Annotated in this window: 31 protein-coding genes, 1 tRNA gene and 1 pseudogene; 8 read left to right on the top strand and 25 right to left on the bottom strand. The window is 66.5% G+C overall.

Features of this window, described 5'->3' with window-relative positions; genetic code table 11:
* Positions 1-647: SDR family oxidoreductase (locus RDU83_11965; protein ID MDQ7841721.1), on the top strand; the 647-nt coding region annotated here is incomplete at its 5' end.
* Positions 644-2143, top strand: a complete 1500-nt coding sequence (locus RDU83_11960; protein ID MDQ7841720.1) for a 4-hydroxyphenylacetate 3-hydroxylase N-terminal domain-containing protein — start codon at positions 644-646, stop codon at positions 2141-2143. The genes RDU83_11965 and RDU83_11960, both read left to right, overlap by 4 nt.
* Before the next feature lie 146 nt (positions 2144-2289).
* On the opposite strand, the gene RDU83_11955 is transcribed toward RDU83_11960, so the two are convergent.
* Positions 2290-2568 carry a helix-turn-helix domain-containing protein gene (locus RDU83_11955; GenBank protein ID MDQ7841719.1) on the bottom strand — a complete coding sequence of 93 codons (279 nt, stop codon included), beginning with the start codon at positions 2566-2568 and terminating at the stop codon, positions 2290-2292.
* 265 nt (positions 2569-2833) lie between these two features.
* On the opposite strand from RDU83_11955, the gene RDU83_11950 reads away from it, so the two are divergent.
* The 6 genes and pseudogenes from RDU83_11950 (at position 2834) to RDU83_11925 (ending at position 11361) form a co-directional block, all read left to right on the top strand.
* The gene (locus RDU83_11950) at positions 2834-5185 is read left to right on the top strand and encodes a glycosyltransferase family 4 protein (protein MDQ7841718.1); all 2352 of its coding nucleotides are present in this window, start codon (positions 2834-2836) and stop codon (positions 5183-5185) included.
* Positions 5186-5202: 17 nt separating this feature from the next.
* Complete coding sequence (locus RDU83_11945; GenBank protein ID MDQ7841717.1) at positions 5203-6228, top strand: glycosyltransferase family 4 protein; 1026 nt, start codon at positions 5203-5205, stop codon at positions 6226-6228.
* A gap of 209 nt (positions 6229-6437) precedes the next feature.
* Positions 6438-6560: pseudogene (locus RDU83_11940) on the top strand (ATP-binding protein).
* A gap of 206 nt (positions 6561-6766) precedes the next feature.
* Positions 6767-8200 carry an efflux RND transporter periplasmic adaptor subunit gene (locus RDU83_11935; protein ID MDQ7841716.1) on the top strand — a complete coding sequence of 478 codons (1434 nt, stop codon included), beginning with the start codon at positions 6767-6769 and terminating at the stop codon, positions 8198-8200.
* A 1-nt stretch (position 8201) separates the two neighbouring features.
* On the top strand, positions 8202-8948 hold the full coding sequence (locus tag RDU83_11930; protein MDQ7841715.1) for an ABC transporter ATP-binding protein: 747 nt from the start codon (positions 8202-8204) through the stop codon (positions 8946-8948).
* A 1-nt stretch (position 8949) separates the two neighbouring features.
* Positions 8950-11361: an FtsX-like permease family protein gene (locus tag RDU83_11925; protein MDQ7841714.1), complete on the top strand. Its 2412-nt coding sequence runs from the start codon at positions 8950-8952 to the stop codon at positions 11359-11361.
* A 35-nt stretch (positions 11362-11396) separates the two neighbouring features.
* Here RDU83_11925 and murA read toward each other — a convergent pair whose 3' ends face one another.
* From murA to RDU83_11805, 24 genes are all read right to left on the bottom strand, one after another.
* Complete coding sequence (gene murA, locus RDU83_11920) at positions 11397-12674, bottom strand: UDP-N-acetylglucosamine 1-carboxyvinyltransferase (protein MDQ7841713.1); 1278 nt, start codon at positions 12672-12674, stop codon at positions 11397-11399.
* 30 nt (positions 12675-12704) lie between these two features.
* Positions 12705-12977: an IreB family regulatory phosphoprotein gene (locus RDU83_11915; protein ID MDQ7841712.1), complete on the bottom strand. Its 273-nt coding sequence runs from the start codon at positions 12975-12977 to the stop codon at positions 12705-12707.
* Positions 12978-13006: 29 nt separating this feature from the next.
* Positions 13007-13082, bottom strand: a tRNA-Ile gene (locus RDU83_11910).
* A gap of 39 nt (positions 13083-13121) precedes the next feature.
* Entirely contained in the window at positions 13122-13913 is a 792-nt protein-coding gene (truA, locus tag RDU83_11905; protein MDQ7841711.1) for a tRNA pseudouridine(38-40) synthase TruA, read from the bottom strand.
* Between the two features lie 6 nt (positions 13914-13919).
* Complete coding sequence (locus RDU83_11900) at positions 13920-14726, bottom strand: energy-coupling factor transporter transmembrane component T (GenBank protein MDQ7841710.1); 807 nt, start codon at positions 14724-14726, stop codon at positions 13920-13922.
* Positions 14713-15585: an energy-coupling factor transporter ATPase gene (locus RDU83_11895; GenBank protein ID MDQ7841709.1), complete on the bottom strand. Its 873-nt coding sequence runs from the start codon at positions 15583-15585 to the stop codon at positions 14713-14715. The genes RDU83_11900 and RDU83_11895 overlap by 14 nt, the downstream gene beginning before the upstream one ends.
* The gene (locus tag RDU83_11890; protein ID MDQ7841708.1) at positions 15578-16444 is read right to left on the bottom strand and encodes an energy-coupling factor transporter ATPase; all 867 of its coding nucleotides are present in this window, start codon (positions 16442-16444) and stop codon (positions 15578-15580) included. The genes RDU83_11895 and RDU83_11890 overlap by 8 nt, the downstream gene beginning before the upstream one ends.
* A 14-nt stretch (positions 16445-16458) precedes the next feature.
* The gene (gene rplQ, locus RDU83_11885; protein MDQ7841707.1) at positions 16459-16806 is read right to left on the bottom strand and encodes a 50S ribosomal protein L17; all 348 of its coding nucleotides are present in this window, start codon (positions 16804-16806) and stop codon (positions 16459-16461) included.
* A 23-nt stretch (positions 16807-16829) separates the two neighbouring features.
* Positions 16830-17792, bottom strand: coding sequence for a DNA-directed RNA polymerase subunit alpha (locus RDU83_11880; GenBank protein MDQ7841706.1), 963 nt, complete (start codon positions 17790-17792; stop codon positions 16830-16832).
* A gap of 45 nt (positions 17793-17837) precedes the next feature.
* The gene (rpsD, locus tag RDU83_11875; GenBank protein ID MDQ7841705.1) at positions 17838-18461 is read right to left on the bottom strand and encodes a 30S ribosomal protein S4; all 624 of its coding nucleotides are present in this window, start codon (positions 18459-18461) and stop codon (positions 17838-17840) included.
* Between the two features lie 9 nt (positions 18462-18470).
* On the bottom strand, positions 18471-18857 hold the full coding sequence (rpsK, locus tag RDU83_11870; protein ID MDQ7841704.1) for a 30S ribosomal protein S11: 387 nt from the start codon (positions 18855-18857) through the stop codon (positions 18471-18473).
* A 17-nt stretch (positions 18858-18874) separates the two neighbouring features.
* Entirely contained in the window at positions 18875-19285 is a 411-nt protein-coding gene (gene rpsM, locus RDU83_11865; protein MDQ7841703.1) for a 30S ribosomal protein S13, read from the bottom strand.
* A 10-nt stretch (positions 19286-19295) separates the two neighbouring features.
* Positions 19296-19409, bottom strand: coding sequence for a 50S ribosomal protein L36 (gene rpmJ, locus RDU83_11860; protein MDQ7841702.1), 114 nt, complete (start codon positions 19407-19409; stop codon positions 19296-19298).
* A 27-nt stretch (positions 19410-19436) separates the two neighbouring features.
* Positions 19437-19655, bottom strand: a complete 219-nt coding sequence (gene infA / locus RDU83_11855; protein ID MDQ7841701.1) for a translation initiation factor IF-1 — start codon at positions 19653-19655, stop codon at positions 19437-19439.
* Positions 19655-19909 carry a KOW domain-containing RNA-binding protein gene (locus RDU83_11850; protein MDQ7841700.1) on the bottom strand — a complete coding sequence of 85 codons (255 nt, stop codon included), beginning with the start codon at positions 19907-19909 and terminating at the stop codon, positions 19655-19657. The genes infA and RDU83_11850 overlap by 1 nt, the downstream gene beginning before the upstream one ends.
* A 39-nt stretch (positions 19910-19948) precedes the next feature.
* The gene (gene map / locus RDU83_11845; GenBank protein ID MDQ7841699.1) at positions 19949-20731 is read right to left on the bottom strand and encodes a type I methionyl aminopeptidase; all 783 of its coding nucleotides are present in this window, start codon (positions 20729-20731) and stop codon (positions 19949-19951) included.
* A complete protein-coding gene (locus tag RDU83_11840) occupies positions 20728-21384 on the bottom strand; it encodes an adenylate kinase (protein ID MDQ7841698.1) in 657 nt (218 codons plus the stop codon). Before RDU83_11840 ends, map begins: the two co-directional genes overlap by 4 nt.
* 13 nt (positions 21385-21397) lie before the next feature.
* The gene (gene secY, locus RDU83_11835; protein ID MDQ7841697.1) at positions 21398-22654 is read right to left on the bottom strand and encodes a preprotein translocase subunit SecY; all 1257 of its coding nucleotides are present in this window, start codon (positions 22652-22654) and stop codon (positions 21398-21400) included.
* Positions 22655-22668: 14 nt separating this feature from the next.
* Positions 22669-23133 (bottom strand): 50S ribosomal protein L15, encoded by a 465-nt coding sequence (rplO, locus tag RDU83_11830; GenBank protein ID MDQ7841696.1) that lies wholly within the window; start codon positions 23131-23133, stop codon positions 22669-22671.
* Between the two features lie 34 nt (positions 23134-23167).
* On the bottom strand, positions 23168-23680 hold the full coding sequence (gene rpsE / locus RDU83_11825) for a 30S ribosomal protein S5 (protein MDQ7841695.1): 513 nt from the start codon (positions 23678-23680) through the stop codon (positions 23168-23170).
* A gap of 18 nt (positions 23681-23698) precedes the next feature.
* Positions 23699-24067 carry a 50S ribosomal protein L18 gene (gene rplR / locus RDU83_11820; GenBank protein ID MDQ7841694.1) on the bottom strand — a complete coding sequence of 123 codons (369 nt, stop codon included), beginning with the start codon at positions 24065-24067 and terminating at the stop codon, positions 23699-23701.
* A gap of 19 nt (positions 24068-24086) precedes the next feature.
* A complete protein-coding gene (rplF, locus tag RDU83_11815; protein ID MDQ7841693.1) occupies positions 24087-24638 on the bottom strand; it encodes a 50S ribosomal protein L6 in 552 nt (183 codons plus the stop codon).
* A 24-nt stretch (positions 24639-24662) separates the two neighbouring features.
* The gene (gene rpsH / locus RDU83_11810; protein MDQ7841692.1) at positions 24663-25067 is read right to left on the bottom strand and encodes a 30S ribosomal protein S8; all 405 of its coding nucleotides are present in this window, start codon (positions 25065-25067) and stop codon (positions 24663-24665) included.
* A gap of 13 nt (positions 25068-25080) precedes the next feature.
* Positions 25081-25266 carry a type Z 30S ribosomal protein S14 gene (locus RDU83_11805; protein MDQ7841691.1) on the bottom strand — a complete coding sequence of 62 codons (186 nt, stop codon included), beginning with the start codon at positions 25264-25266 and terminating at the stop codon, positions 25081-25083.
* Positions 25267-25284 lie beyond the last annotated feature (18 nt).

Genomic DNA, 25284 nt, shown 5'->3' with positions numbered 1-25284 from the left:
GTGAGTCTGTCGTCTGTGATGTGCGCAAGGAGGAAGATATCATCCGCCTGGTGGAATTCGCGGAAGACAAGTTCGGCGGCGTCGATGTCTTCTGTTCCAACGCGGGAATCATTATTCTGGGTGGTTATGAGGTCGACAATGAAGCCTGGCAGCGTATCTGGGAAATCAATGTCCTGGCGCATGTTCTCGCGGCGCGCGCGGTCATTCCGGGCATGATCCGTCGCGGCGGCGGCGCTTTCATGATTACGGCATCGGCTGCCGGACTACTCAGTCAGATCGGTTCTCTGCCTTATTCCGTCACGAAGCATGCGGCGGTGGGTCTGGCGGAGAGTATCTCCATTACCTATGGCGATCAGGGGATAAAAGTCTTCGCCTTGTGCCCGCAGGCGGTCGATACGGAAATGACGCGTCAGGGCGGTGGCGTGGCGGCGGTGGACGGCATGATGAAACCTGAGCAACTGGCGGATGCGGTCATGGCCGCATTCGCGGCCGATGAATTCCTCATCTTGCCGCACGCCGAGGTGAAGACCTACATGCAGAGGAAGGCCGCCGACTATACCCGTTGGCTGCAGGGGATGCGCAGGCTTCAGCAGCGCTCTGTTACCGGCGCGCCTCTGAAGAAGGGAGGAAAGGAGGACCACATATGAGAACCAAGCAAGATTTCATCAACGCCCTGTCCAAGATGAAACGCAACGTCTATTATGACGGAAACCTGATCGACAGAACCGATGAACTGCAGATGGATTGCATCCATACCATCGGCACAACATATGATGAGGCGGCAAGACCCGAGAATGAAGGCCTGATGACCGCCACCTCTCACCTCACGGGAGAGAAGATCAACCGCTTCACGCACATTCATCAGAACAAGGAAGATCTACACAAAAAGCAGGACATGACCCGCATGCTGTGCCAGAAAGTCGGCGGCTGTGTCCAGCGCTGCATGGGCATCGATGGCGCCAACGCCATCTACAATGTGTCCTATGAGGCGGACAAGGCCAACAAAGGCGCTACCCAGTATCACGAAAACTTCAAGAAGTGGCTCGTCCGTTTCCAGAAGGAAGACATGATCGCGGCCTGCGCACAGACCGATGTGAAGGGCGACCGGATGCTGCGGCCGGCCGACCAGCCCAACCCCGGCTCCTACGTGTATATCAAGGAGAGAACCAAGGACGGCATTATCGTCGAGGGCTGCAAGGTCCACATTTCGGAAGCCTCCGTCTCCGACGAGATTCTCGTTCTACCCACACGGGCGCTTCGTCCCGAGGACAAGGATTACGCTGTGGCATTTGCCGTGCCCGCGGACTGTGACGGCATGAAACAAGTGGCGACCATTCATAACTACCGTCGGCGCGAACATTACAAACGCGGTTTCACCCCGGGGCTCACCGACTCCTACCTGATCTTCGAAGACTGCTTCGTGCCCTGGGAGAGAGTCTTCCTGGCGGGCGAGCACGAGCACGGCGGCATCCTGGCGCTCTTGTTTGCCTTGTTCCATCGCCATTCCTATTCCGGCTGCAAGCCCGCCATCGGCGACGTGCTGCTGGGCGCGGCGGCGCTGGCGGCAGAATGCAACAACATCCACAAGGAACCGCATGTCCGCGAGAAACTCGCCGAGATCATCATGACGACCGAACTGGGTTACGCCGCCGGTTACACGGCATCCGATCTGGGCAAACCCGAAGTCTACATTCCCGGCGCTGGCTTCATGCCCTACGGCCCCGGTTCTTTCATCCCGCACTCCATCTACTGCAACGTCGGCCGTTGTCTTACCGGCGAAGAGGTCTGGCGTGAAGCGGAAATTCTCTGCGATCTGGCCGGCGGTGTCGTCGCGACCTTCCCGCATGAGAAGGATTTCGTCAATCCGGCGACCGGCGAAGCGCTTCTGAAATACACCAAGCGCAGTGCCAGAATGTCCGCCGAGGATCAGGCGCAGTTCTGGAGATTCCTGGGCGACACGATGTGCTCCGCCACCGGCGGGATCATCCACATCGGCAACTACCACGGCGGCGGCTCGCCCATCATGGAGCAGATTGCCATCACCACTCAGTACGACATCGAGTCCCGCAAGAAACTGGTCAGATACATCGCCGGCATGAGCGGAGGGGATCGCGAAGCGCTGGCTAAGAAGATCGGTAGATAAGAGCAATCAATAGAAAGGGGCCTCATCGCCTACCAGCGGCCTGGGTCCGCGCGGCGCAGTGAGCAACCGGCAGACACGGACCAGCGCCACCCCGGTCTCCTCGCTCACCTCAGCGGCTTCCTGAGCGGGATCTGGAGCCCCCTCCCTCAGGCCACCGCCCGGAGCACCTCGTTCTCCATCGTCAGCTCGCCGAGCGTGCGCTCGGCCTCCCTCAGCCGGCGGTCCTCCGGCGCCAGGGGCTTGCCCTTCAACCCATCGAGGCCGCCAGCCACAAACTCATCGCGCCAGGCCTGCAGCCGGTGGGCTTCCACGCGCAACTCGCGGCTGAGCTCATCCAGACTCTCCCCGCGCAGCAGGCGGACGACCGCATCGGCCTTCTTCCGGGCAGACCACCGATTCTCGTGCGGACGACTTGGCTTTGCCACCGCTGACCTCCCGTCTCCCATGGGGACCCCCTCTCATTATCGGGTGTCCAACGAAACCGGGTGCGGTGGAAACCTGCATCTTCACGCCGGATTCATGTTATAGTTTGTTTGTCCTGAGGTTCTGCGCACAGACTACCGAGTCCGGCGCACGCCGGGCCGCCGTCACGCCCTCGCTGGGCATTGGTGGCGGCCGCGGAGCCGGTCTCGCATCGAATCCCCGCGAGTGTCGGGCGCCGGGTCGCCCACAGCGAGGTGTACAGCGTCCATGGACCGCCAGAACCGCGCGCGGCCACTCGAGGTGGCTGTGATCGGAACCTACCCGCCCCGGCAGTGCGGGATCGCCACCTTTACCGGCGATCTCTGTGACGCCCTGGGCGCCGGGTGCCCTGAGGTGACGTGCTTTGCCGTCGCGGTGAACGACACTGCCACGGGTTGCGCGTATCCTCCCCGCGTGCGCTTCGAAATCGAAGAAGGGGACTTCACCTCCTACCGGCGCGCGGCGGAATTCCTAAACATCAATAACGTCGACGTGGTCTGCGTGCAGCACGAGTACGGCATCTTCGGCGGGCCCGCCGGCAGCCATCTCCTGGCGATGCTGCGCGACCTCCGCATGCCGATAGTCACCACGCTGCACACGATTTTGCGTGAGCCCGACCCCCTGCAGCGCCGGGTCCTGGAGGAGCTGGTTCAGTGCTCGGACCGGCTGGTGGTCATGAACCAGCGCGCCGCCGACTTTCTCCGGGAGCTGTATGGTGCGCCCGAAGCGAAGATCGACACCATACCCCACGGCATTCCCGACGTGCCGTTTGTCGATCCCAACCTCTACAAGGGCCGGTTTGGGCTGGAAGGCCGGCAGGTCTTGCTGACCTTCGGGTTGCTATCTCCCAACAGAGGAATCGAATACGCGCTCGAAGCGCTCCCGGCCATCCTGGCGCGCTACCCCAATGTGGTCTACATCATACTGGGCGCCACTCATCCACACGTGCGGCGCCGGGAAGGCGAATCGTACCGGCTGTCCCTGGAACGGCTGACCCAGGCGCGCGGGGTGGGCCAGCACGTCATCTTTGACAACCGGTTCGTCAGCCTCGAGAGACTCGTGCAGGTCATCGGGGCCGCGGACATCTACATCACACCGTATCTCAACCCGGCGCAGATCGCCTCGGGCACGCTGAGCTACGCGGTTGGCGCGGGGAAAGCCGTCGTCTCGACGCCATACTGGCATGCCGAGGAACTCCTGGCGGACGGGCGCGGGGTGCTGGTGCCCTTCCGGAATCCCCAGGCCATCGCCCAGCGGGTCATCGAACTGCTCGACAACGAGGCCGAGCGGCACGCCATGCGCAAGCGCGCGTACCTCTATGGCCGCGAGATGATCTGGCCGGTCATCGCGCGGAAGTACGTGGAGAGTTTCGAGCGGGCACGCCAGGATCGGATGCGCCGGCCGCGGCCGGCGTTCGCGGTCAAGCCTCTGCGGGAGCGGCCCGTCGAGCTGCCGGCTGTCGAGCTGCCGGCCCTCAAGCCCGACCACCTGCATCGTCTGACTGACGATGTGGGGATCATGCAGCACGCCGTCTTCACGGTGCCAAACTACGACGAAGGGTATACCACCGACGACAACGCCCGGGCCCTCATCGCGGCCGTCTTGCTGGAAGAGGCGGGGGATGTGGCCATCGACGAGGCCCATGATCTGGCGTCGCGCTACCTGGCCTTTCTTTGGCATGCCTTCGATGGCCCGTCGGGCCGGTTCCGGAACTTCCTTCCATTTGATCGCCGGTGGCTGGAGCGGGCGGGTTCGGAGGACAGCCACGCCCGCGCCCTGTGGGCCCTCGGGGTGGTCGTGGACCGGTCCATACATGCGGGCCTCCGGGGGCCTGCCGGCAGGCTGTTTGACCAGGCGCTCCCGACGGTGCTGGACTTCACCAGCCCGCGGGCCTGGGCATTCGCCCTCTTCGGCATCCAGGAGTACCTCAGGCGGTTCTCCGGGGACCGGGCGGCCCGGCAGGCGCGCGAGGTGCTGGCCGGCCGGCTCCTGGACGCCTACCGGCGGACGGCCTCCCCGGACTGGCCCTGGTTCGAGGAGATCGTGGCCTACTGCAACGCCAGCCTGCCGCATGCCCTGCTGGAGTGCGGCCGGTGGATGGGGCGGTCCGATATGATCGAGGCCGGCCTGACCTCCCTGGAGTGGCTGGCGAGCGTCCAGCGATCGCGCAAGGGGCACTTCGCGCCCATCGGCTCCAATGGATTCTATCGCCGGGGCGGGGAGCGCGCCCGCTTCGATCAGCAGCCTGTCGAAGCGCAGACCATGGTCTCGGCGTGCCTGGCGGCCTCGGGGATCACCGGCGAGGCCCGCTGGCAAGAAGAAGCCCGGCGGGCCTTTGAGTGGTTCCTGGGACGGAACGATCTCGGCCTGCTGCTGTACGACCCATCGTCCGGCGGCTGCCGCGACGGGCTGCACCCCGATCGCGCCAACGAGAACCAGGGCGCCGAGTCCACCCTCGCTTTCCTGCTGGCCCTGCTGGAGATGCGGCTGGCCGAGCACGTGATGCGCCCGGCGGATGCCATCGTCCCGGAGGTCCCGGCGGCGCCGGTCCTCTCGCAACCAGTTGTGGTCCATCCCTGATTCGAACGGAGACGTCCGTGCGCGTCGCGATGCTGGCTCCGATCTCCTGGCGTGTGCCGCCCCGGCACTATGGGCCGTGGGAGCGCGTGGTTTGGCTGCTCACCGAAGGGCTGGTCGAGCGTGGGGTCGATGTCACGCTCTTCGCCACGGCCGATTCCATCACCCGGGCACGGCTCGTGTCGGTCTGTCCGCGGCCCTACTCCGAAGATCCCACCCTCGATGCAAAGGTGTGGGAGTGCCTGCACGTCGCGGCGGCATTCGAGCGCGCCGCGGAGTTCGACCTCATCCACAACCACATGGATTTCCCGCCGCTCACCTACAGCGGCCTGGTCCAGACCCCGGTGCTCACCACGATCCACGGCTTCTCGTCCGACCGGATCCTCCCCGTCTACGAGCGCTACGACGGGCGGACGCACTACGTCGCCATCAGTGAGGCCGATCGCCATCCGCGGCTCGACTATGTCGCCACGATCCATCACGGCATCTTGCTGTCTGAGTTCACGCTGTGGGAGACTCCGGGCGACTATCTGCTCTTCTTCGGTCGAATTCATCCGGACAAGGGGACGGCCGAGGCGATCGAGGTGGCCAGGCGGGCGGGGCGCCGGTTGATCATTGCCGGCATCATCCACGATCGCGACTACTTCGAGCGCCAGGTCGTGCCGCACCTGGACGACGACCGGGTGCGCTACGTGGGCTCGGTGGGCCCCGAGGAACGCGATGACCTGCTGGGCGGCGCGTTCGCCCTGCTGCACCTCAACAACTTCGAGGAGCCGTTTGGGCTCAGCATGGTGGAGGCCATGGCCACCGGCACGCCGGTCATCGCGCGCGGCCGCGGCGCGGTGCCGGAAATCGTCAGCCACGGGGAGACCGGCTTCATCGTGGACACCGTGGATGAGGCGGTGCGCGCGATGGACGAGATCCCGGCCCTGGACCGAAGGCGGGTGCGCCGGCATGTCGAGCAGCACTTCAGCCGCGACCGCATGGTGGACGACTACCTGCGGGTCTACCACGAGGTCCTGCGGAAGCATGCCGCTGCACGATGACCTTCCGGCTGGGCATCAATTACTGGCCGCCAGACACCACCATGGCATGGTGACGGCGCTTCGACCCCGCGCGCAGCGCGCGCGACTTCGCGGTGATCCGCGCGGCGGGGTTCGATAGCGTGCGCATCTTCCTGTTGTAGGAGGACTTCCAGCCCGCCCCCGACCGCGTATCTTCGACGGCGCTGGGTAGACTGGCGCAGGTCTACGACGCCACCGCGATCCTCGACCGGCTCCTGCACCACAGCATGACCATCAACATCAAGGGCGAGTCCTACCGGCTGAAGGAAAAGCAGAAGGCGGGGATCCTCAAGCGGTCGGTGGTTTCCGCCTGATCCGTCAGAGGGGGGTGGGTCAAAATTCGAGCATCGTTGACACTTGATGGGCAGAAGATCATCGTGCAGGCGGTCGATCCCGGCGGGGGAGAGCCGTCAACCCCCTGCAGGCCCCTGCATTATGCCCCGCGAATCCAGACACAGGCCAATCGCTGCAGCCCTATTGGCACGCGATTCCGCCCGAGGCATGAAGTGCGAGGTGTCCGATGAAGCGCTGGAAGATCGTTGTCGGCATCGTTCTGGTGGTCTCCGTCCTGGTGGCCTACGCCATGTGGTCAAGATCAGGCGGACCGGCCCCGGTGGAGGTGGCCAGGGTCAGCCGAGGCCCCATGACCGCGTCGTTCACTGCCGACGGCGTCGTCAAGGGAAAGACCGTGAACATCGCGGCCAGGATCGCAGCCCGGGTCGAGGCGATTCCTGTCAGGGAGGGCCAGTCGGTCAGGTCCGGGGAGATCCTCCTCAAGCTCGACGACCGTGACCTGCGCGCCGGTCTCAGCGAAGCCGGGGCCGCCCTGCGCGCCGCGAGTGCGGGAGTGAAGCAGGCCGAAGCCGCGATAGCGCTCACCCGACAGCAGATCGAGGCCCGGGAGGCACAGGCCGAGGCTCTGCTAAGAGCGGCTCAGGCGCAGCTCCAGCAGGTGCTCTCCGGGGCCCGGCCGCAGGAGGTGGCCCAGGCCCAGCAGCAGGTGGAGCAGGCCCGGGCAAACCTCACGGCCGCGGAGGGGGCGCTTAGGCGCGCCCGCGATCTGCACGCCCGGGGAGCGGTCTCCCGGGCGGATCTCGACGAGGCAGAGGCGCGCCATGAGGTGGCGCGCGCCCAGTTCCGCGCGGCCGGCGAGGTCCTTGATCTGATCAAGGCAGGAGCGCGGCTTGAGGAGCAGGCAGCGGCCAGAGCCCAGGTGGAATCGGCCGGGGCAGGGGTTCTGGCGGCAAGAAGCGCCCGCGGCGAGGTTCGCCTGAGGCAGGCCGATGCTGAGATGGCCCGTGCCAGGGTGGCACAGGCAGAAGCCGCGGTTGAAGCCGCCACCGCCCTGCTGACTTCGGCCACGCTGCGGGCACCGTTTGCCGGCACTGTCAGCCGCGTCGCCGTGGAGGTGGGGGAACTCGTCTCCCCTGGCCTTCCTGTCGTCATCCTGTTCGACCCGGCCGACCTCTGGATCACATCGGACGTGGCAGACGAGGACGCCGCCAAGGCCCAGGTATCCAATGAAGTCGCGGTCACGGTGCCGGCCTACCCCGGCCGCCGGTTTCGTGGGCGCATCGAAGAGCTCGCCCCGCAGGCGGAGCTGAAGCAGGATGCGGCGCTGCGCACGCGGATCGTGAGGATCAAGGTCAAGCTCCTGGAGGGCTCGGACCTGCTCAGGCCCGGGCTGGAGGTGGACGTGGAAGGAGAAGGCACGATCGTCGCCTCCGCGCTCTCGGTGCCCGGCGATGCGCTGCTCTTTCGCGAGAACCGCAACATGGTGTTCCTGGTGGAAGGCGGTACCGCGCGCCTGCGCGAGGTCAAGATAGGGTACACGACCCACGCCGCCGCGGAGATCCTGGAAGGGCTGAAAGAAGGGGACCTGGTTGTCATCAAGGGCAAGGACGTTCTTCAAGATGGCCGGCGCGTTCGCGTCACTAGGACCGGGGGCTCCTGACATGCCGCTGGGCGACGAAGCACCTGGCGGCGAAGCGCCGGGCGGCGAGGCCCTGGTCAGACTCGAACGGGTCTCCAAGGTCTACCGGATGGGAGAGGTCGAGGTGCACGCCCTCCGCGACGTTGACCTTGATGTCCGCCGGGGAGAGCTTGTGGTCATGTTGGGCCCGAGCGGATCCGGCAAGACGACCGTCCTGAACCTCGTGGGAGGCATTGACACCCCCACCTCCGGGCGCGTGCTCGTCGGGGGCACGGACATCACGAAGTTCGGCGACGCCGAGCTCACCGCGTACAGGAGGGATCGCATCGGTTTTGTGTTCCAGTTCTTCAACCTCATCCCGACGCTCACCGCACGAGAGAACGTAGAGCTGGCCGCCGAGCTCGTCCGCTCGCCCAGGAACACCGATGAGGTCCTCGACGCGGTGGGCCTGGGCGAGCGCGCCGCCCACTTCCCTGGGGAACTGAGCGGCGGAGAACAGCAGAGGGTCGCAATTGCCAGGGCACTCGTGAAGAACCCCCCGATCCTGCTGTGCGACGAACCCACCGGAGAACTCGACCACGAGACAGGCCGCAGGATCCTCCAGGTAATCGGGGAGATAAACCGCTCCGAGGGTCGCACCGTGCTGCTGGTCACGCACAACTCGGCGATCGCGTCAATGGCCGACCAGGTGGTGCGCCTGCGCAGCGGCGCCGTGGACTCGCGAGAGGAGAACCCCGCGCCGACAGATCCAATGGAGCTGAAGTGGTGAGATGTCGCTGCTCGCGCTGAAGCTGGTCAGAGACCTGTGGCAGTCGCGCTGGCAGTACCTTGCCGTGGGCTTCACGGTAATGCTGGGCGTGACCTTCTACGGCGCCGCCTACATGTCGTACGGGAACCTGGACGCGTCCTATCGGTACTCCTACGACCGCCTGCAGTTCGAGGATTTCGGCATATCGTTCCACGCCGCGCCGGAGCGGGTTGCGGAACGGGTGCGGCGGATACCTGGCGTCAAGGCGGTCGAGGGACGGCTCATCGAAGACGTGGTGATCCAGATCCCCGGGCGGTCCACGAAGAAGCTGATAGGAAGGCTCATCTCCACCCCGGCCGACCGTCGGCCCTCTGTCAACGACCTGTTCATCGTCCAGGGCCGGTATCTCTCCACCCGGACCGCGCGCGAGATAGTCCTCGAGAGCAGCTTCGCGAAACACCACAAGCTCCGGCCCGGAGACACCATTGAGGTTGAGCGGGCCGGCACCCGGGTAAGGTTCCTGATCGCCGGGATAGCCATGAGCCCGGAGTACCTGTACGTGGTCCGCAGCAAGCAGGACCTAATGCCCTTCCCCGAGTCCTTCGGGGTGATGTTCGTCTCCGGCGACGTCCTCGGGCCGCTCGTGGGCAAGACGGGACTGGTCAATCACATCGTGGCCACCATCGCCGATCCTCATCGCGGGCCTGCGATCATGCGGGAGACAAAGAGACTGCTTGACGTCTACGGGGCTGAGGACCCGGTGGCCCGAGAGGACCAGCCCAGCCACCAGCTCCTCGAACAGGACCTGCAGGGGTTCCAGGCCTACTCCGTCCTGTTCCCGTTCCTCTTCCTCAGCGTCGCCGGTCTCACGGTCTACACGCTGCTGACGCGCATGGTCCACATGCAGCGACCCGTGATAGGAATGCTGATGGCGATAGGGTTCTCGCGGCGGAGGGTCGTCCTGCACTACCTGGCCGCCGCGGTGCTCATCGGCGCGATCGGAAGCCTGCTGGGCAGCGCTTTGGGGTTCTGGCTCTCTGGGTGGGCCACCCGCGGCTACACCTCGTTCCTGTCACTCCCCTATGTCCTGATCGTGCCCCGCTGGGGAGCGCTGCTCATTGGGTTCCTCATCGGAACCGGGGTCTGCCTGGCGGCCGGCATCATACCCGCCCGTGCGGCCGCGCGGATCAGCCCGGCCGAGGCCCTCCGCGCCGCGGTGCCCGCGACCGGACGCGTCGTCCTGCTCGATAGGGTAATACCGGGGCTGGGGAAGATGGCGCTGGCCTGGCGCATCCCGCTGCGCAACGTCTTCCGCCACCCGAGGCGGACCGTCTCCACCCTCTTCGGCGTCGCGGCAGGGATATCGCTGATCATGGTCTCCCAGGGGTTGCTGGATTCATCGGAAGAGGCAATGAACCGCTGGATCCATGACACCCTCTATGATGACATCCGGGTAGAGTTCGCAATCTACCAGGACCGGGGTGTGGTCAACGCCGTGCGGAGCTGGCCAGGGGTGATCTGGGCCGAGGGCGCGCTCGAGATGCCCGTGGAGTTCAGGAAGGGAAACCGTACTTACTCGGCACTGCTCGTGGGACTCGAGAGCGGAAGTCGACTCTACCGCCTCCGGTCTGAGGGCGGGGAGAATATGCGCCCGGTGGATGCCGGTTTCCTGTTCGGCCAGGTGCTGCGGTCGAAGCTGGGGGTCGAGCAGGGTGATACGGTCCTCGTCTCTCTGCCGCGCACCCGCGCAGAGCAGGAACCGGTGCAGCGCACGGCAAGGGTCGCCGGGTTCGTGTGGGAGTCGATCGGGACGGTGGCCTACCTGCCCCTGGACCGCACGAGGCAGCTGTTCCGGGAAGACCTTCCACTGCCGCCCGGCGCCATCACGGGCGTGCGCGTCAAGGTTGACCCAGACTACCTGGCGGAGGTGAAAGAACGCCTGCTGAACCTGCCCGGGGCCGGCGCCGTGAACGTCCTCGCCGACCTGCGCAAGATGCTGGACAGCATGATGGCCCTGGCGCGGAACATCTTCGCGATCATGCTCCTGTTCGGAATGGCCCTGGCCTTCTCGATGGTCTTCAACATGATTACCATCAACGTGTTGGAACGGAGCAGCGAGGTGGCTACTATGCGCACTCTGGGCATTGGTCGCTGGAAGATCCTGGGGATGATCACGCTGGAGAACATGCTCACTGCGGCGATGGGGGTGTGCCTGGGACTGCCCGCGGGCAGGTGGCTGGTGGACGCCTTCATCAAGGCGGGGTCAACAGAGAAGCAGATGGAGCTCTTTTCGTTCAAGGCGGTGGTGTATCCGCGGACCTACGTGATGGCCGCGGTTGCGATCGTCATCGTGGTGCTCATAAGCCAGCTACCGGCCATCTCGCACGTCAACCGGCTCAATCTGGCCCGCGCCACGAAGGAACGCGTAACGTAGACGCCCCGGCCTAGGCGCCCCGGAGCGGGCCTGCCCTACCCGACCTCCCTCGACTCGACAGAACCGGCGCGCGTAATCTGCGCGCCCAACAACGTGAGCTTGCGCTCGAGCCCCTCGTAGCCGCGGTCCAGGTTCTCGACCCGACTGATCTCGGTCACGCCCTCGGCGGCCAGGGCCGCGATCAGCACGGCCGCGCCCCCCCGGATGTCCGGCGCCTCCACCGGCGCGCCGGTGAGCCGCTCGACCCCGGTGATGTGAACGCTGTCGCCTTCTGCCTTGATGTTCGCGCCCATCCGGCGCAGTTCGTCGGTGTAGGCAAACCGCGCCTCAAACACGGTCTCGCGTATTGTGGACGAGCCGCGCGCCAGAGTCAGGAGCGCGGCCATCTGGGGGTGAAGGTCGGTGGCGAACCCAGGGTACGGGGCGGTGTCCACGTCCACCGCGCGCAGGTCGGCGCCGGCGCATGCCCGCACGCCGTCGGTGTTGCGGATGACCTCGATGCCCGCCTCCTCCATCTTAGCCAGCAGGGCGGTTATGTGCTCAGGGATCATTCCCTCTACGAGCACGTCGCCGCCGGTGGCGGCACCGGCCATCAGGTAGGTTCCGGCCTCAAGCCGGTCAGGGATGATTGCATAGGAGTTGCCGTGCATCTCCCTGACCCCCTCGATGGTGATGGCATCTGTGCCGGCCCCCTTGATCCTGGCACCCATGAGGTTCAAAAAGACCGCGGTGTCCACCACCTCTGGCTCCCTTGCGGCGTTCTGGAGAACGGTGGCGCCCCGCGCCGTGCTGGCGGCCATCATGAGGTTGATGGTCGTGCCGACGCTGCTGCGGGGCACGTAGAAGGTGTTGCCCTTCAGCCGCCGCGCCGAGGCCTTCATGTACCCGTGCTCTGTCACGACGCGGGCGCCCAGCGCGGCAAAGCCCCGCAGGTGGAAGTCCACGGGCCTGGCGCCGATTGAGCAGCCGCCCGGCAGCGGGACCTGGGCCCGGCCCATCCGCCCGAGCAGGACCCCGGCGGTGTAGAACGAGGCCCGCATGCTCCGGCACAGGTCGTAGGGTGCCACATGGCCGTTCAGCCCGCGCGCGTCAATCGTGAGGCGCCCACCTTCCAGCGAGGTGCGGGCTCCCAGCGCCTCCAGGATGTCGAGCAAGGTTGCAACATCCCGGCAGTGCGGCACGTTCTCCAGGGTCGAGACATCGGGGGCGAGAGCAGAAGCGGCTATCACGGCCAGCGAGCTGTTCTTTCCCCCGGCCACCCTCACGGCGCCGCGCAACCGGCGGCCGCCGTTGATAATCAACTCCACTGACATGATCCTCCTGCGAGATGTGCGCGTGCGATGCTAGGACGTTGCGGTGCGCAGCCTGGCGTCCACGTAGGCCTTGACCAGCTCTTCGAGCAACAGTATCCGGTCCACCTGGCGAATGGCCTTCCGCGCGTCGCCGTGGCTGGTGATGTAGGTCGGATCTCCCGACAGGAGGTACCCAACGATCTGGTCCACGGGGTCGTATCCCCGCTCCTCGAGCGCGCGGTATACGAACCTCAGGATCTCCTCCACGCCCTGCGCCGTGAGGTCGCCGAACTGAAAGACGCCGGTGCGCTCGCGTTCTTCCAAGGACATCACCCCTACGGCCAGGCGCGCTTTGGTGGGCCCGCCTGGCTTCGATCCAGGAACCGGCGCCTTATGAGGGCGCTGCTCTGCCACTTGAGCTACGGGCCCGCGCGACGATTATAGCACAGGCCCTGCGCCGCTCACCCGCTATCCCGCACCGCTCGCCGGTGATCCCGGGCCGCTCAGCGCTGGGCCGTGCTCCGGCCCGTAGATGACGCGCCGGAGGTAGAGACCGCAGGGAGGCATCGCGGGGCCGGCTCGCTGGTTGTCCCCGGAAGCCAGAATTGCGGCGATCGCCTCGGGCGGCCGCGCACCGCGCCCCACCGCAACCAGCGATCCCACGATCAGCCGCACCATCTGCCTCAGAAACCGGTCGGCGGCCACCGTCACCGTGACCAGGTCGCCGCGGCGCTCCACCCTGACGGCGCGCACGGTGCAGAGCGCGGATGCCGTGGCCGTTCCCACGACGCGGAACGCGGTGAAGTCGTGCCGGCCGACCAGCGCTGCGGCGCCGGCCCGCATCGCATCGAGGTCCAGGGGTGCAACGATGTGGTGCGTGTACCGGCGCAACAGCGCCGAGGACCTGGGACGGGCCAGGATCGCGTAGCGGTATATGCGCAGGCGCGCGTCATAGCGCGCGTGAAACGCCGGCGCCACTTCCAGCACGTCGCGTATCACGATGTCGTCGGGCAGCAGCGCGTTCAGTCCCGTCCGGATGCGCTCCACCGGCAGGGCGCTGCGGGTAGAGAGGTGGGCCACCTGCCCAAGCGCGTGGACGCCCGCGTCGGTGCGGCCGGAGCCGATTACCCGACAGGGCTCCGAAAGGATCGAACCGGATGCGGCCTCGATCGCGCCCTGGATCGTGGGGGTGGAGCCCTGGCGCTGCCAGCCCGCGTATCGCGTGCCGTCGTACTCGATCAGCAGCGCGAGGGTTCGCACGGGGAACTACCGCAACCTCACCAGGACTGTGGAGACGGCGATCACGAAAGCGCCGGCCACCAGGTCCGCGATTCGCCAGCGCAGCTCCTTCATCCGCGTGCGCCCCTCTCCTCCCCGATAGCAGCGCGCCTCCATCGCCAGGGCCAGCTCCTCGGAGCGGCGGAAGGCGCTGATCAGCAGCGGCACCAGAACCGGCACGAAGGCCCGGGCCCGGCGGAGTATCGATCCCTGGCCGAACTCCGCCCCCCGCGCCATCTGGGCCTTCATGATCTTCTCGGTCTCCTCCAGCAGGGTCGGGATGAAACGGAGCGCGATGGACATCATCATGGCCAGCTCGTGCGCGGGCACCCCTACGCGACGAAACGGGCGCAGCAGCCACTCCAAACCGTCGGTCAACTCCACCGGCGAGGTGACGAACGTCAGCAGCGTGGCCGCGGTCACCAGCAGGATGAATCGGAGTCCCACAAAAAGAGCGCGCCTGAATCCCTCCTCCGTCGCGACCAGCGGGCCGGCCTGGAACAGGGTGCGCCCCCCTTCTCCACCGCCAAAGAAGGTGTTGAGGAAAACCGTCAGCAGCAGCAGCACGGCGATCGGCCGCAGGCCTCTCAGCGCGTACCCGAGCGGGATCTGGCCCAGCACCAGCAGCGCCAGAAGTCCCGCGGCCAGCAGCCCCAGGCCCGCGAAGGAGGGAATGAGGAACAGGGTGACCATCAGCGCCGTCGTTGCCAGGATCTTCGTACGTGGATCCAGGTTATGCAGCGGCGATGATCGCGGGAGATACTGCCCGACCGTAATGTACCTAGTGAGCTCCACTGCCCATCTCCCGCACGGCAGCCATGATGGCCTGCCGTGCCTCCGCGATCGTGATCGCATCACCAACCGGCATCCCGCGATCGCGCAGCAACCGCACCAGGCGCGCGGCCTGCGGCAACGCAAGCCCTATGCGCCGGAGATCGTCTTCTCGGGCGAAGACCTCATGGGGGGGACCGTCCAGCATCACCCGGCCGGCGTCCATCACCACGATGCGGCCGGCCAGTAGGGCGGCCTCGTCCATGCTGTGCGTGACGATCACCAGCGTCAGGCCCTTCCGGTGCAGCGCGGCTATGCGCTCGAGCAGCTCCTCCTTGCCCCGCGGATCCAGCCCGGCAGTGGGCTCGTCCAGGACCAGGGCACCAGGGCGCATCGCCAAGACGCCTGCCAGCGCGACGCGCCGCATCTCACCTCCCGAGAGGGTGAACGGGGAGCGATCGCCAAACCGCCCCGGATCGAGCCCGACCGCTCGGAGGGCCTCGTCCACCCTCGCGGCGATCGTCTCGGCGGGCAGCCCCAGGTTCTTGGGCCCGAAGGCGACGTCCTTCCGCACGGTCTCCTCGAAAAGTTGATACTCGGGGAACTGAAAAACCAGCCCGATCTGCTGCCGGGCCCGGCGACGATCGGCGCGCGGCGCCCAGAGATCCTCCCCGGAGATCCTAACCTCGCCGGCAGTCGGACGCAGCAGTCCGTTGAAGTGCTGTATCAGCGTGGACTTACCGGACCCGGTCGGGCCGATGATTGCCACCATCTCTCCGGGACGGATTTCAAGTGTGACCCCGTCCAGGGCCGCGGCCTCCATCGGCGTCCCCCGCAGGTAGGTGTGGCAGAGCCCGCGGCAGGCGATCAGTGGGTCAGACATCGCCCTGGGTCCGGAGGCCCGCGGCGGCTGCCACCGCATCCGCGAGGGCTTCCACCGTGAGCACGCTCTCTGGGAGTCGGAGGCCATCCTCCCGAAGCCAGCGCGCGAGCTTCACCATGGGAGGAGCACCCAGCCGACCGCCGGGGATCTCCTCGGCCCGCGCCATGACCTTCTCCGCGGGGCCGTCCAGCACGATGCGGCCGCGGTCCATAGCGATGATGCGCTCTGCGTCGGAGAGGTCTTCCATCGCGTGGGAGATCAACATGACGGTGACCCCGTCGCGCCGGTTGAGGACGGAGAGGGTTTCCAGTACCTCGGCCCGGCCCGCGGGGTCCAGCATCGTGGTCGCCTCGTCCAGCACCAGGCATGTCGGCCGCATGGCCAGGATGCCCGCAATCGCCACGCGCTGCTTCTGGCCGCCGGAGAGGAGGTGCGGGGCCCGGCGGCGGAACGCCGTCATGCCCACCGCCGCGAGCGCTTCGCCCACGCGCTCCCGGATCACCGCCGGCGGCAGGCCGAGGTTCTCGGGGCCGAAGGCCACGTCTTCCTCGACGACCGTGGCCACGAGCTGGTTGTCGGGATTCTGAAAGATCATGCCCACACGGCGGCGGATCTCCCAGATTGCCGCGCGGTCGCGGGTGTCAAGGCCTCCCACGCGCACGCAGCCCGCTGTGGGCAGGAGAAGCGCGTTGAGGTGCTTGGCCAGGGTGGACTTGCCGCTTCCGTTGCCGCCGACGATTCCCAGGTACTCCCCGGGCTCAACCGAGAACGACAGACCGTCGAGAGCGACGACGGCCTGAGGGGTATCAGGGTGATAGACGTATCGGAGGTCGGCGACTTCAATTAGGGGCTCGCTCACGCGGCGAACCCCCCTTACTTGACCAGTTCGACCAGCGCCATCTCCGCGCCGTCACCCCGGCGGGTCCGCGTCTTGATGACGCGGGTGTACCCGCCGCGACCTGCCTGCAGCTTGGGCACCACGTCCCCGAAGAGCCGGTTCAGCACGGTTCGATCGGTGAGGAAGCGGCGAACCTGCCTCCGCGCGTGCATGTCGTTGCCCAGCGCCGTGGAGATCAGCGTATCGGCTATCTTCTTGGTTTCCTTGGCCTTGGCGCCGGTCGTCTCGATCCGCCCGTGCATGATCAGCGCGCCGACAAGATCCCGGAACAGCGCCCGGCGCTCTCCTGTGTCACGGCCCAACTTGCGGCCTTTCGCTCCCATGCCCATGGTATCGCTCCCTACGCCTACGACGGCTCCGGCTGCCGCAGACTAAGTCGGTGAAGGGCCAGCTTCTCCCTCACCTCGTCTAGCGACTTCCGACCGAAGTTCTTGACCGCGACGACCTCATCCTCGGTCTTCCGAATCAGGTCGCCCACGGTGTGTATTCCCGCGCGCTTCAGACAATTGTACGGCCGTACCGATAGGTCAAGCTCCTCGATCGGCATCGTCGCGGCACGGGCCTGGTCGGGATCCTCGGTCCCACCGAAGGAAACCCCAGGGCCCGCCTCGTCCGCAATCCCTGCGAACAGGCGGAAGTGATCAATCAGGAGACGTGAGGCCTCCTGCAGGGCCTCTTCGGGCCGGATGGATCCGTCGGTCCAGACCTCCATCACCAGCCGATCCAGATCGATCGAATGACCTACCCGCGTGTCCTCCACGGTGAAGTTCACCTTCTGGAGCGGTGAGAAGATCGAGTCAATCGGTATCACGCCGATCACATGCTCGCTGCGGCGGTGGCGGTCGGCCGGGACGTATCCCTTCCCGCGCTCGACGACCATCTCCATCGCCAGGTGCGCGTCCTTTCGATCCAGGGTGGCCAGGTGCAGACCGCGGTTGATGATCTCGACTTCCGGGTCTTCCTGGATGTCCGCCGCCGTGACTTCCCTCTTGCCCTTGACGTCGAGCCGCAGCAGCTTGGGCTTGTCCGTGTAGAGCCGGAGCGTGAGCTCCTTCAGGTTGAGCACGATCTGGGTAACGTCCTCCACGACCCCGGTGATCGTCGAGAATTCGTGAAGCACGCCGTCTATCTTGACCGAGGTCACGGCCGCGCCCGTGATCGCCGAGAGCAACACCCGGCGCAGTGAGTTGCCAAGCGTCACGCCAAACCCGTGATCGAGCGGCTCCAAGACGAACTTGCCGTACGTATCAGAGAGTTCAGCCTGCTCCACCTTGGGGGTTGGAGCCTCCCACACGATGCCCACAGCCATAGTCAACCTACCTCCTGCATCCCTACCGGCGCTCCCGGAGGATCATCACCGGGAGTAGTACTCAACGATCAACTGCTCCTGAACCGGTACATCGATCTCCTCGCGCGCGGGAAGCGCCAGCACCCGGGCCTCCAGGCGGGAGGGGTCGAACTCCAGCCAGGACGGGGGCTTGCGCCCGGGCAGGGCCGCCAGTTCCTTGACCCTCGGTGGAACGTCGGCAGGATCGGCCACCGTCACCCTCTGTCCGGGTCGGACCTGGTACGACGGTGCCTTCACGCGCCCGCCGTTCACAGCCAGATGCCCGTGGGCCACGAGCTGGCGGGCCTCCTTGCGGGACGCGGCCAGGCCGAGCCGGTAGACGACGTTGTCCAGCCGGGCCTCGAGCATCTGCAGCAACCGGGTGCCGGTGACTCCCTTGGTCTTGGAGGCGCGCTCGAAATAAGTCTTGAACTGCGTCTCGTAGACCCCGTAGATGCGGCGAAGCTTCTGCTTCTCGCGCAACCGGACCCCGAACTCGCTGAGCTTGCGCCTGGAAACGCCGTGCATCCCAGGAGGCGCCGGCCTTTTGTGCACCGGGCACTTCTCGGCATAGCACTTGTCCCCCTTGAGATAGAGCTTCATGCCTTCGCGCCGGCAGAGCCGGCAGACCGCTTCCGTGTAGCGTCCCATCCTCTCCCCCTACACGCGCCGCCGCTTCGGCGGGCGGCACCCGTTGTGCGGCACCGGCGTCACGTCCTTGATCACGTTAACTTCCAGCCCGGCGGATTGCAGCGACCGAATGGCCGCCTCGCGCCCCGCTCCCGGACCTCGCACAAATACCTCCACCACCCGCAGGCCGTGCTCCATCGCCTTGCGCGCTGCCGTCTCCGCCGCCACGCTGGCGGCGAAGGGCGTGCCCTTTCGGGAACCCTTGAAACCAGAGGTTCCCGAGCTTGACCAGGCCACGACGTTGCCGCGCGGGTCGCTGATGGTCACGATCGTGTTGTTGAAGCTCGACCGGATGTGGGCGATCCCCACCGGCACGTGCTTGCGCTCGCGCTTCCGGCCCCTCGGCTTGTTTGCCATCTCGATCTCCCTCGCGCCTACTTGGTTGCCGGCTTGGTTGCCGGCGCCGATGTGGCTACGGTCTTGCGGCGGATCCCCACGGTCCTCTTGGGCCCTTTCCGGGTCCGCGCGTTCGTGCGCGTGCGCTGACCGCGGGTCGGTAGGCTCTTCTTGTGTCGGAGCCCCCTGTAGGAACCAATCTCCACGAGCCGGCGGATGTCCATGGCGACGTCGCGGCGCAGGTCGCCCTCCACCTTGTAGTTGCGCTCGATGAAATCGCGCAACCGTGTCACCTCGTCCTCGGCCAGCGCCCGCACCCGCGTATCCGGGCTCACTCCGGTCGCCCGGCAGATCGCCCGGGCCCGGCTCGGCCCGACGCCGAATATATACGGGAGCGCCGCCTCAATGCGCTTGTCTCGCGGCAGATCCACTCCGGCGATCCGTGCCATCCTCGGCCTCCTATCCCTGCTTCTGCTTGTGCTTCGGGTTCTCGCAGATAACCCGCACCCGACGCCCACGCTTGATGATCTTGCACTTCTCGCACATCGTGCGAACCGACGCCCGAACCTTCATGCCTGCCCGCTCCCTCTGCCGGGACCCCTACCGGTACCGGTAGGTGATCCTGCCGCGCGTAGGATCGTACGGCGACAGTTCCACCTTCACGCGGTCACCGGGGAGGATCCGGATGAAGTGGATGCGCATCTTGCCCGAGATGTGGGCCAGCACCTTGTGCCCGCTGGCCAGCGTTACGCGGAACATCGCGTTCGGCAGCACTTCCGCGACCGTCCCCTCGACCTCGATGGCATCCTTCTTTGTCATCAGCCCTCCGTGGGCCTGGTCAGTACCGCCCGAAGATCCTCGTCGGTTATGGCCCGACCCTCACGCAGCCGCTCCGCGATTGTACCCGCCGGACCGTGCACGGCCAAGTGCTTCACGTTCTTACGCTTGGGGCAGCCTGTACTCCGACGCCGGCCGTCGGCCACGAGCACCATGTCATCCCCGGCTGCGCCGACAACCACGTAGCGATCGCCCGCATCACGGCCCGCCCGCGAGGTAACCACCATCCCGACCATCTCTTCCAGGGACCTTCCCCCAACCTGATCCACAAAGTCTTAGTATAGAGTGCCGGCGTCTTCCAGTCCAGTCAGGATCATCGGGCCATCCGCCGCTACGGCCACGGTGTGCTCCGCGTGCGCCGACCATGCGCGATCGAAGGTGCGCACCGTCCACCCATCGGCACCCAAGGCCACCCCTGGCCCCCCGGCGTTGACCATTGGCTCTATCGCCAGCGTCATGCCGGGCTGGAGCGCCATGCCCGTCCGGGACCGGCCCACGTTAGACACCTGCGGGTCCTCGTGCAGCGCCCGGCCGATCCCGTGTCCGGCGTAGTCCCGAACCACGGAGAATCCGGCGGCCTCCACGACCGACTGCACGGCCCACCCTATGTCCCCCAGGAAACCGCCCGGCCTCGCCGCGGCCACCCCGGCTTCGAGCGCCCTGCCGGTGACCGCCAGCAGCCGCCGGACCTCCGGCTTCACCTCGCCCACGGGCACGGTCAGCGCCACATCTGCGTGGAAGCCGTCCAGGAACACCCCAAGGTCAATTGATACGATCGAACCTTCCTCCAGGACCCGGTGGCCTGGGATGCCGTGCACAACCTCATCGTCCACCGACGTGCAGATGCTCGCCGGGTATCCCCTGTAGTCCTTGAACGAAGGCACGCCACCGTCGTCGCGAATGAACGTCTCAGCGGTGCGATCAAGCTCCGCTGTGGTGGCGCCCGGCACCACAGCCCGCGCCACCTCACGGATCGCGCGCGCCGCCAGGCGTCCGGCGCGCCGCATGCACGCGATCTCGTCCGCGGCCTTGATCACGACCGTGCAGACCGGCTTCACCCGCGCACCCGCGGGGCCGCGGCTGCCAGAAGGGCTTGGTAGATATCCTCTATCTCGCCCTCGGCGCTGATCGCCGCGAATACGCCCCGCGCCTGGTAGAAAGCAACCAGCGGTTCGGACTGCTCGCGGTACACCTGCATCCTGCGCCGTATCGTCTCCGGCCGGTCGTCGTCACGCTGGTAGAGCGGGCTCGCGTCAACGTCGCAGACCCCGGAGGTGACCGGGGGATTGGAGTCCAGATGGTAGATGTGGCCGGACGCGCTGCAGATCCTACGGCCGCTCATGCGGCGGACAATCGTGTCCTCGGCCGCCTCGAACGCGATGACCCAGTCGAGCCGGCGGCCCATGCCGGCCAGCACGGCATCCAACGCCTCGGCCTGAGGGATCGTCCGAGGGAAACCGTCCAGGACGAACCCCGCAGCCGTATCGGGCCGCTGGAGCCGTTCTGCCACGGCCTCGATCATCACCGCATCTGGGACGAGGTCGCCGCGGCTCATGTAACGGTCGGCTGCCTCCCCAAACGGGGTCTTGCCTGCCCTCGCCGCCCGAAGTATGTCGCCCGTAGCGATCTGCGGGATCCCCATCCGCTGCTCGATCAGGCGCGCCTGCGTGCCCTTGCCGACGCCGGGCGGACCGAGAAAGATCAGGTTCATCGCGCCGGACCGCTCACTTCATGAACCCCTCGTAGTGGCGCATCAGCACGTAGGCCTCGAGCTGCTTCATCGTCTCAAGCGCCACGCCGACGACGATGAGCAGTGAGGTCCCGGCGAGATACAGGGTGAGCGCGCCGGCGCCGCGCGCCATGTACACCGGGGCGATGGCGATGGTGGCCAACGACAGCGCTCCCACGAACGTCAGCCGCTCGGTAACGCGTGCCAGGTATTCGCTCGTCGGCTTCCCCGGCCGGAGGCCGGGTATGAAACCGCCGTACTTCTTGATGTTGTCGGAAACGTCGTTCGGGTCAAACGATACCGCGGTATAGAAGTACGTGAACACGATGATGAGCGCGAAGTAGAGCAGGTCGCCCATGGGCTGACCAGGAAGGATTTGCTGCCCCAACCGCTGCAACCACTCCCAGCGCGAGAACTGCGCAATCGTCCCCGGGAACTGCAGCACCGAGATCGCGAAGATGATGGGGATGACGCCTGCCTGGATCAGGCGCATCGGCAGGTGCGTGGACTGCCCGCCGTAGACCCGCCGCCCCACGACGCGCTTGGCATACTGGACGGGGATCTTGCGCACTGCCTGGGTTATGAAAACCACCGCGACAATGCTGGCCAGGATGATGATGATGTCCAGAAGGAACTTCCAGATCGCCACCTCGCCCGCGCGCACCAGCGTGAGCGTCTGGGCGGTCTGCGCGGGCAGCCGTGCGACGATGCCCCCGAAGATGATCAGCGACACGCCGTTGCCCACCCCGTACTCGGTCATGATCTCACCCATCCAGGTGAGCAGCATGGTCCCCGCGGTAAGGGTGATGATGATGGTGGCCATGGTTATCGGCCGGGGATCGAGGATGGCTCCCTGGCTCCGGATGAGGAAGACCTGCCCGATGCCCTGCAACACCGCCAGGACCACGGTCAGGTACCGCGTGTACATCCCTATCTGGCGCCGGCCGGCCTCGCCCTCCTCGGTGGCCATCTCCTTGAGACGCGGGAAGACCACCCGCAGCAGGCTGAAGATGATGGAGGCGGTGATGTACGGAAAGACGCCCAGCGCGAAGATGGCGAAGTTGGAGAGCGCCCCGCCGACGAACAGGTCGAGGAAGCTGAACAGGCTGCCCTTCTGCTTGAACAGGTTCTCGAGGGCGGCGACGTTCACGCCGGGCACCGGCAGATGGGCCCCAAGCCGGTAGAGAGCCAGCATTACTGCCGTGAAGAGCAGCCGTCGCCGCAGATCGGGGATCCGCAGCGGGTTGGACATCGAGCGGACCTGGATCACCGACCGATCACCTCGGCGCGGCCGCCCGCGGCCTCAATCGCCCGGCGTGCGCCCGCCGTGAAGGCCTGCGCCCGGACGGTCAGCGGATGCGCCAGTCTTCCGGTGGCCAGGACCTTGACCCGACCAGCGCCCACAATCCCGGCACGCCGCAGCAGTACCGGTGTAACCTCACTCCCCGCCGGGAACCGGTTGAGGTCGCGCAACCGGACCTCCTGCATCGCGGGCCTGGGCCCGCCGCCGGTCATGTTGCTGCCGGCGCCACGCACCCCGCGGCGGAACGGCAGACGCTTGATCAGCGGCGTCTGTCCGCCCTCAAACCCGGGGCGCATCCCGAAGCCCGAGCGGGACTTCTGTCCCTTGCGGCCCTTGCCGGAGTACACCCCACGACCGGAGCCCAATCCCCGGCCCACCCGACGGCGGCGCCTGTGAGCGCCACGCGGTGGCTTCAACCCTCCCAGCATCGGCTTCGTGCCTCCCCCCTCCACGCGCGCCATCCTAGGCCCTCCGGGCCGCGGACTCGAGCGGCCGGCCGCGCAGGCGCGCCGCCTCCTCCGAGAGACGCAGCGCGTCCAGTCCGGCCAGCGTTGCGCGGGCCACGTTGATGGAGTTGGTGGAGCCCAGCGCCTTGGTCAGGATGTCCTTGATCCCGGCGGCTTCCAGCACCGCCCGTACGGCCCCCCCGGCTATGACCCCGGTGCCCCGCGAGGCCGGCCGCAGAAGGACACGCGCCGCCCCGTAGGCGCCTATGATCTCGTGTGGAATCGTGGTGCCGTTCCGGCTGATCTTCATCAGCCCCTTCTTGGCATCCTCGACCGCCTTGCGGATCGCGTCGGGCACCTCGGAGGCCTTCCCCAGGCCCACCCCGACGTGTCCGTCCTCGTCACCCACGACCACAAGAGCGCTGAACTTGAATCGCTTCGCGCCCTTCGTCACCTTGGCGACGCGGTTGATGAAGACCGCCTTTTCAACGGTCAGGTTAACGGACGATGGATCGATGCGCTGCGGCACGTCACTCCTCCAGAGACACTAGAACTGCAGCCCGGCCGACCGCGCCGCCTCTGCCAGCGCCCGGATGCGACCATGGTAGAGGTACCCTCCGCGGTCGAAAACCACCGCGGCAATGCCTTTGGCCAGAGCGCGCCGGGCCAGCACCTCGCCCACCACCGCGCCGGCTTCCGTCTTCTTCTTTGCGGCGATCTGCGGGCGCACCTCGGGATCCAGCGTAGAGGCCGACACCAGCGTCCGACCGGTCTGGTCGTCAATCACCTGTGCGTAGATCTGCTTCAGGCTGCGAAAGACGGACAGACGTGGACGGGTGGCTACGCCGGCCAACCGCCGCCGGGAGCGCATGTGCCTCCGGCGTCGAAGGGCGTTGCGATCGGGTAGAGTGTACATCTCGTTCTCTCTGACCTCCCTACGCCTTCCCGGCTGTGCGCCCGGCCTTGCCGGCCTTCAGACGCAACCGTTCTCCAGCGTACCGGATTCCTTTGCCCTTGTAGGGATCTGGGCGCCGGACCGCCCGCAGGGTGGCCGCGAACTGTCCCACCGCTTCCTTGTCGTTGCCGGTCACCGAGATCCGGTTGGGTTGCGGGATCACCAACTCTACTCCCTCGGGCGGGGTCAGCTCAACGGTGTGAGAATACCCCACCTGCAGAACCAGCCCACGCCCCTGCTTGGTAGCCCTGTATCCGACGCCGTGGATCTCCAGATCAATCCTGAAACCCTCCACCACGCCCTTCACCATGTTGGCGATCAGCGCACGGGTCAGCCCATGCAGCGCGCGGTGGAACTTCTGCTCGGTCGGCCGGGCAACCGTCACGACGCCGCCCTCGACCGCGACACGCATGTCGGGGTGGATCTGGCGGGCCAGGTTCCCCTTGGGGCCGCGTACCTCGACGCTACGGCCGCTCACCGTGACGTCTACGCCCGCGGGCAGGGTGACGGGCATGCGCCCGATGCGTGACATGGCTACTCCCTCCCCGCCCACTGACTACCAAACATAGCAGATGACCTCCCCGCCCACGCCGCTCTGACGGGCTTCCTTGTCGGTCATGATCCCGCGGGACGTTGAAATGATTGCCACGCCCAGCCCTCCCCTCACCCGGGGAACGGCCAGCCGCTTCGCATAGAACCGCAGGCCAGGCCGGCTCACGCGCCGGATACCGGTTAGAATCTGCTGGCGCTTGGGACCATAGCGGAGCAGCAGTCGCAACTGGCTCTGCGGCTTGCGCTCGACGACCTGGAAGTCGGCGATGAAACCCTCCGCCTTCAGGATCTTGGCGATCTCCTGCTTCATCCGGCTTGCCGGAACAAGGACATTGTCGTGCTTGGCGGCGTTCGCATTCCGCAGCCGGGTCAGCATGTCCGCTATCGAATCCGTGACCACTCCACCCACGGCGTTACCCCCCTTACCAGCTTGCCTTCATCATCCCAGGGATCTCGCCCCGGTACGCCAGCTGCCGCAGACACAACCGGCACAACCCCAGGCGCCGGTAGACGGCACGTGGCCGACCGCACCGGCGGCACCGGCTATACTTGCGCACGGCGAACTTCGGCGTGCGCTTCCATTTCTCGAGCATCGACTTTTTCGCCACCCGCGGATTCCCCCTCCG

The sequence above is a fragment of the bacterium genome (assembly GCA_031082185.1).
GTDB lineage: Bacteria > Sysuimicrobiota > Sysuimicrobiia > Sysuimicrobiales > Humicultoraceae > VGFA01.
Note: the sequence above shows the minus strand (reverse complement) of the source record. Positions and strands in the feature narration are given on the sequence as shown.

Excerpts from the sequence above, each read along its gene's own strand:
- RDU83_11960 (MDQ7841720.1), top strand. The coding sequence starts at position 644 with ATGAGAACCAAGCAAGATTTCATCAACGCCCTGTCCAAGATGAAACGC.
- RDU83_11950 (MDQ7841718.1), top strand. The coding sequence starts at position 2,834 with ATGGACCGCCAGAACCGCGCGCGGCCACTCGAGGTGGCTGTGATCGGA.
- RDU83_11935 (MDQ7841716.1), top strand. The coding sequence starts at position 6,767 with ATGAAGCGCTGGAAGATCGTTGTCGGCATCGTTCTGGTGGTCTCCGTC.
- RDU83_11930 (MDQ7841715.1), top strand. The coding sequence starts at position 8,202 with ATGCCGCTGGGCGACGAAGCACCTGGCGGCGAAGCGCCGGGCGGCGAG.
- RDU83_11925 (MDQ7841714.1), top strand. The coding sequence starts at position 8,950 with ATGTCGCTGCTCGCGCTGAAGCTGGTCAGAGACCTGTGGCAGTCGCGC.
- murA (MDQ7841713.1), bottom strand. The coding sequence starts at position 12,674 with ATGTCAGTGGAGTTGATTATCAACGGCGGCCGCCGGTTGCGCGGCGCC.
- RDU83_11895 (MDQ7841709.1), bottom strand. The coding sequence starts at position 15,585 with ATGTCTGACCCACTGATCGCCTGCCGCGGGCTCTGCCACACCTACCTG.
- rplQ (MDQ7841707.1), bottom strand. The coding sequence starts at position 16,806 with ATGGGAGCGAAAGGCCGCAAGTTGGGCCGTGACACAGGAGAGCGCCGG.
- RDU83_11880 (MDQ7841706.1), bottom strand. The coding sequence starts at position 17,792 with ATGGCTGTGGGCATCGTGTGGGAGGCTCCAACCCCCAAGGTGGAGCAG.
- rpsD (MDQ7841705.1), bottom strand. The coding sequence starts at position 18,461 with ATGGGACGCTACACGGAAGCGGTCTGCCGGCTCTGCCGGCGCGAAGGC.
- rpsK (MDQ7841704.1), bottom strand. The coding sequence starts at position 18,857 with ATGGCAAACAAGCCGAGGGGCCGGAAGCGCGAGCGCAAGCACGTGCCG.
- rpsM (MDQ7841703.1), bottom strand. The coding sequence starts at position 19,285 with ATGGCACGGATCGCCGGAGTGGATCTGCCGCGAGACAAGCGCATTGAG.
- rpmJ (MDQ7841702.1), bottom strand. The coding sequence starts at position 19,409 with ATGAAGGTTCGGGCGTCGGTTCGCACGATGTGCGAGAAGTGCAAGATC.
- infA (MDQ7841701.1), bottom strand. The coding sequence starts at position 19,655 with ATGACAAAGAAGGATGCCATCGAGGTCGAGGGGACGGTCGCGGAAGTG.
- RDU83_11850 (MDQ7841700.1), bottom strand. The coding sequence starts at position 19,909 with ATGGTCGGGATGGTGGTTACCTCGCGGGCGGGCCGTGATGCGGGCGAT.
- RDU83_11840 (MDQ7841698.1), bottom strand. The coding sequence starts at position 21,384 with ATGAACCTGATCTTTCTCGGTCCGCCCGGCGTCGGCAAGGGCACGCAG.
- secY (MDQ7841697.1), bottom strand. The coding sequence starts at position 22,654 with ATGTCCAACCCGCTGCGGATCCCCGATCTGCGGCGACGGCTGCTCTTC.
- rplO (MDQ7841696.1), bottom strand. The coding sequence starts at position 23,133 with ATGCTGGGAGGGTTGAAGCCACCGCGTGGCGCTCACAGGCGCCGCCGT.
- rplR (MDQ7841694.1), bottom strand. The coding sequence starts at position 24,067 with ATGTACACTCTACCCGATCGCAACGCCCTTCGACGCCGGAGGCACATG.
- rplF (MDQ7841693.1), bottom strand. The coding sequence starts at position 24,638 with ATGTCACGCATCGGGCGCATGCCCGTCACCCTGCCCGCGGGCGTAGAC.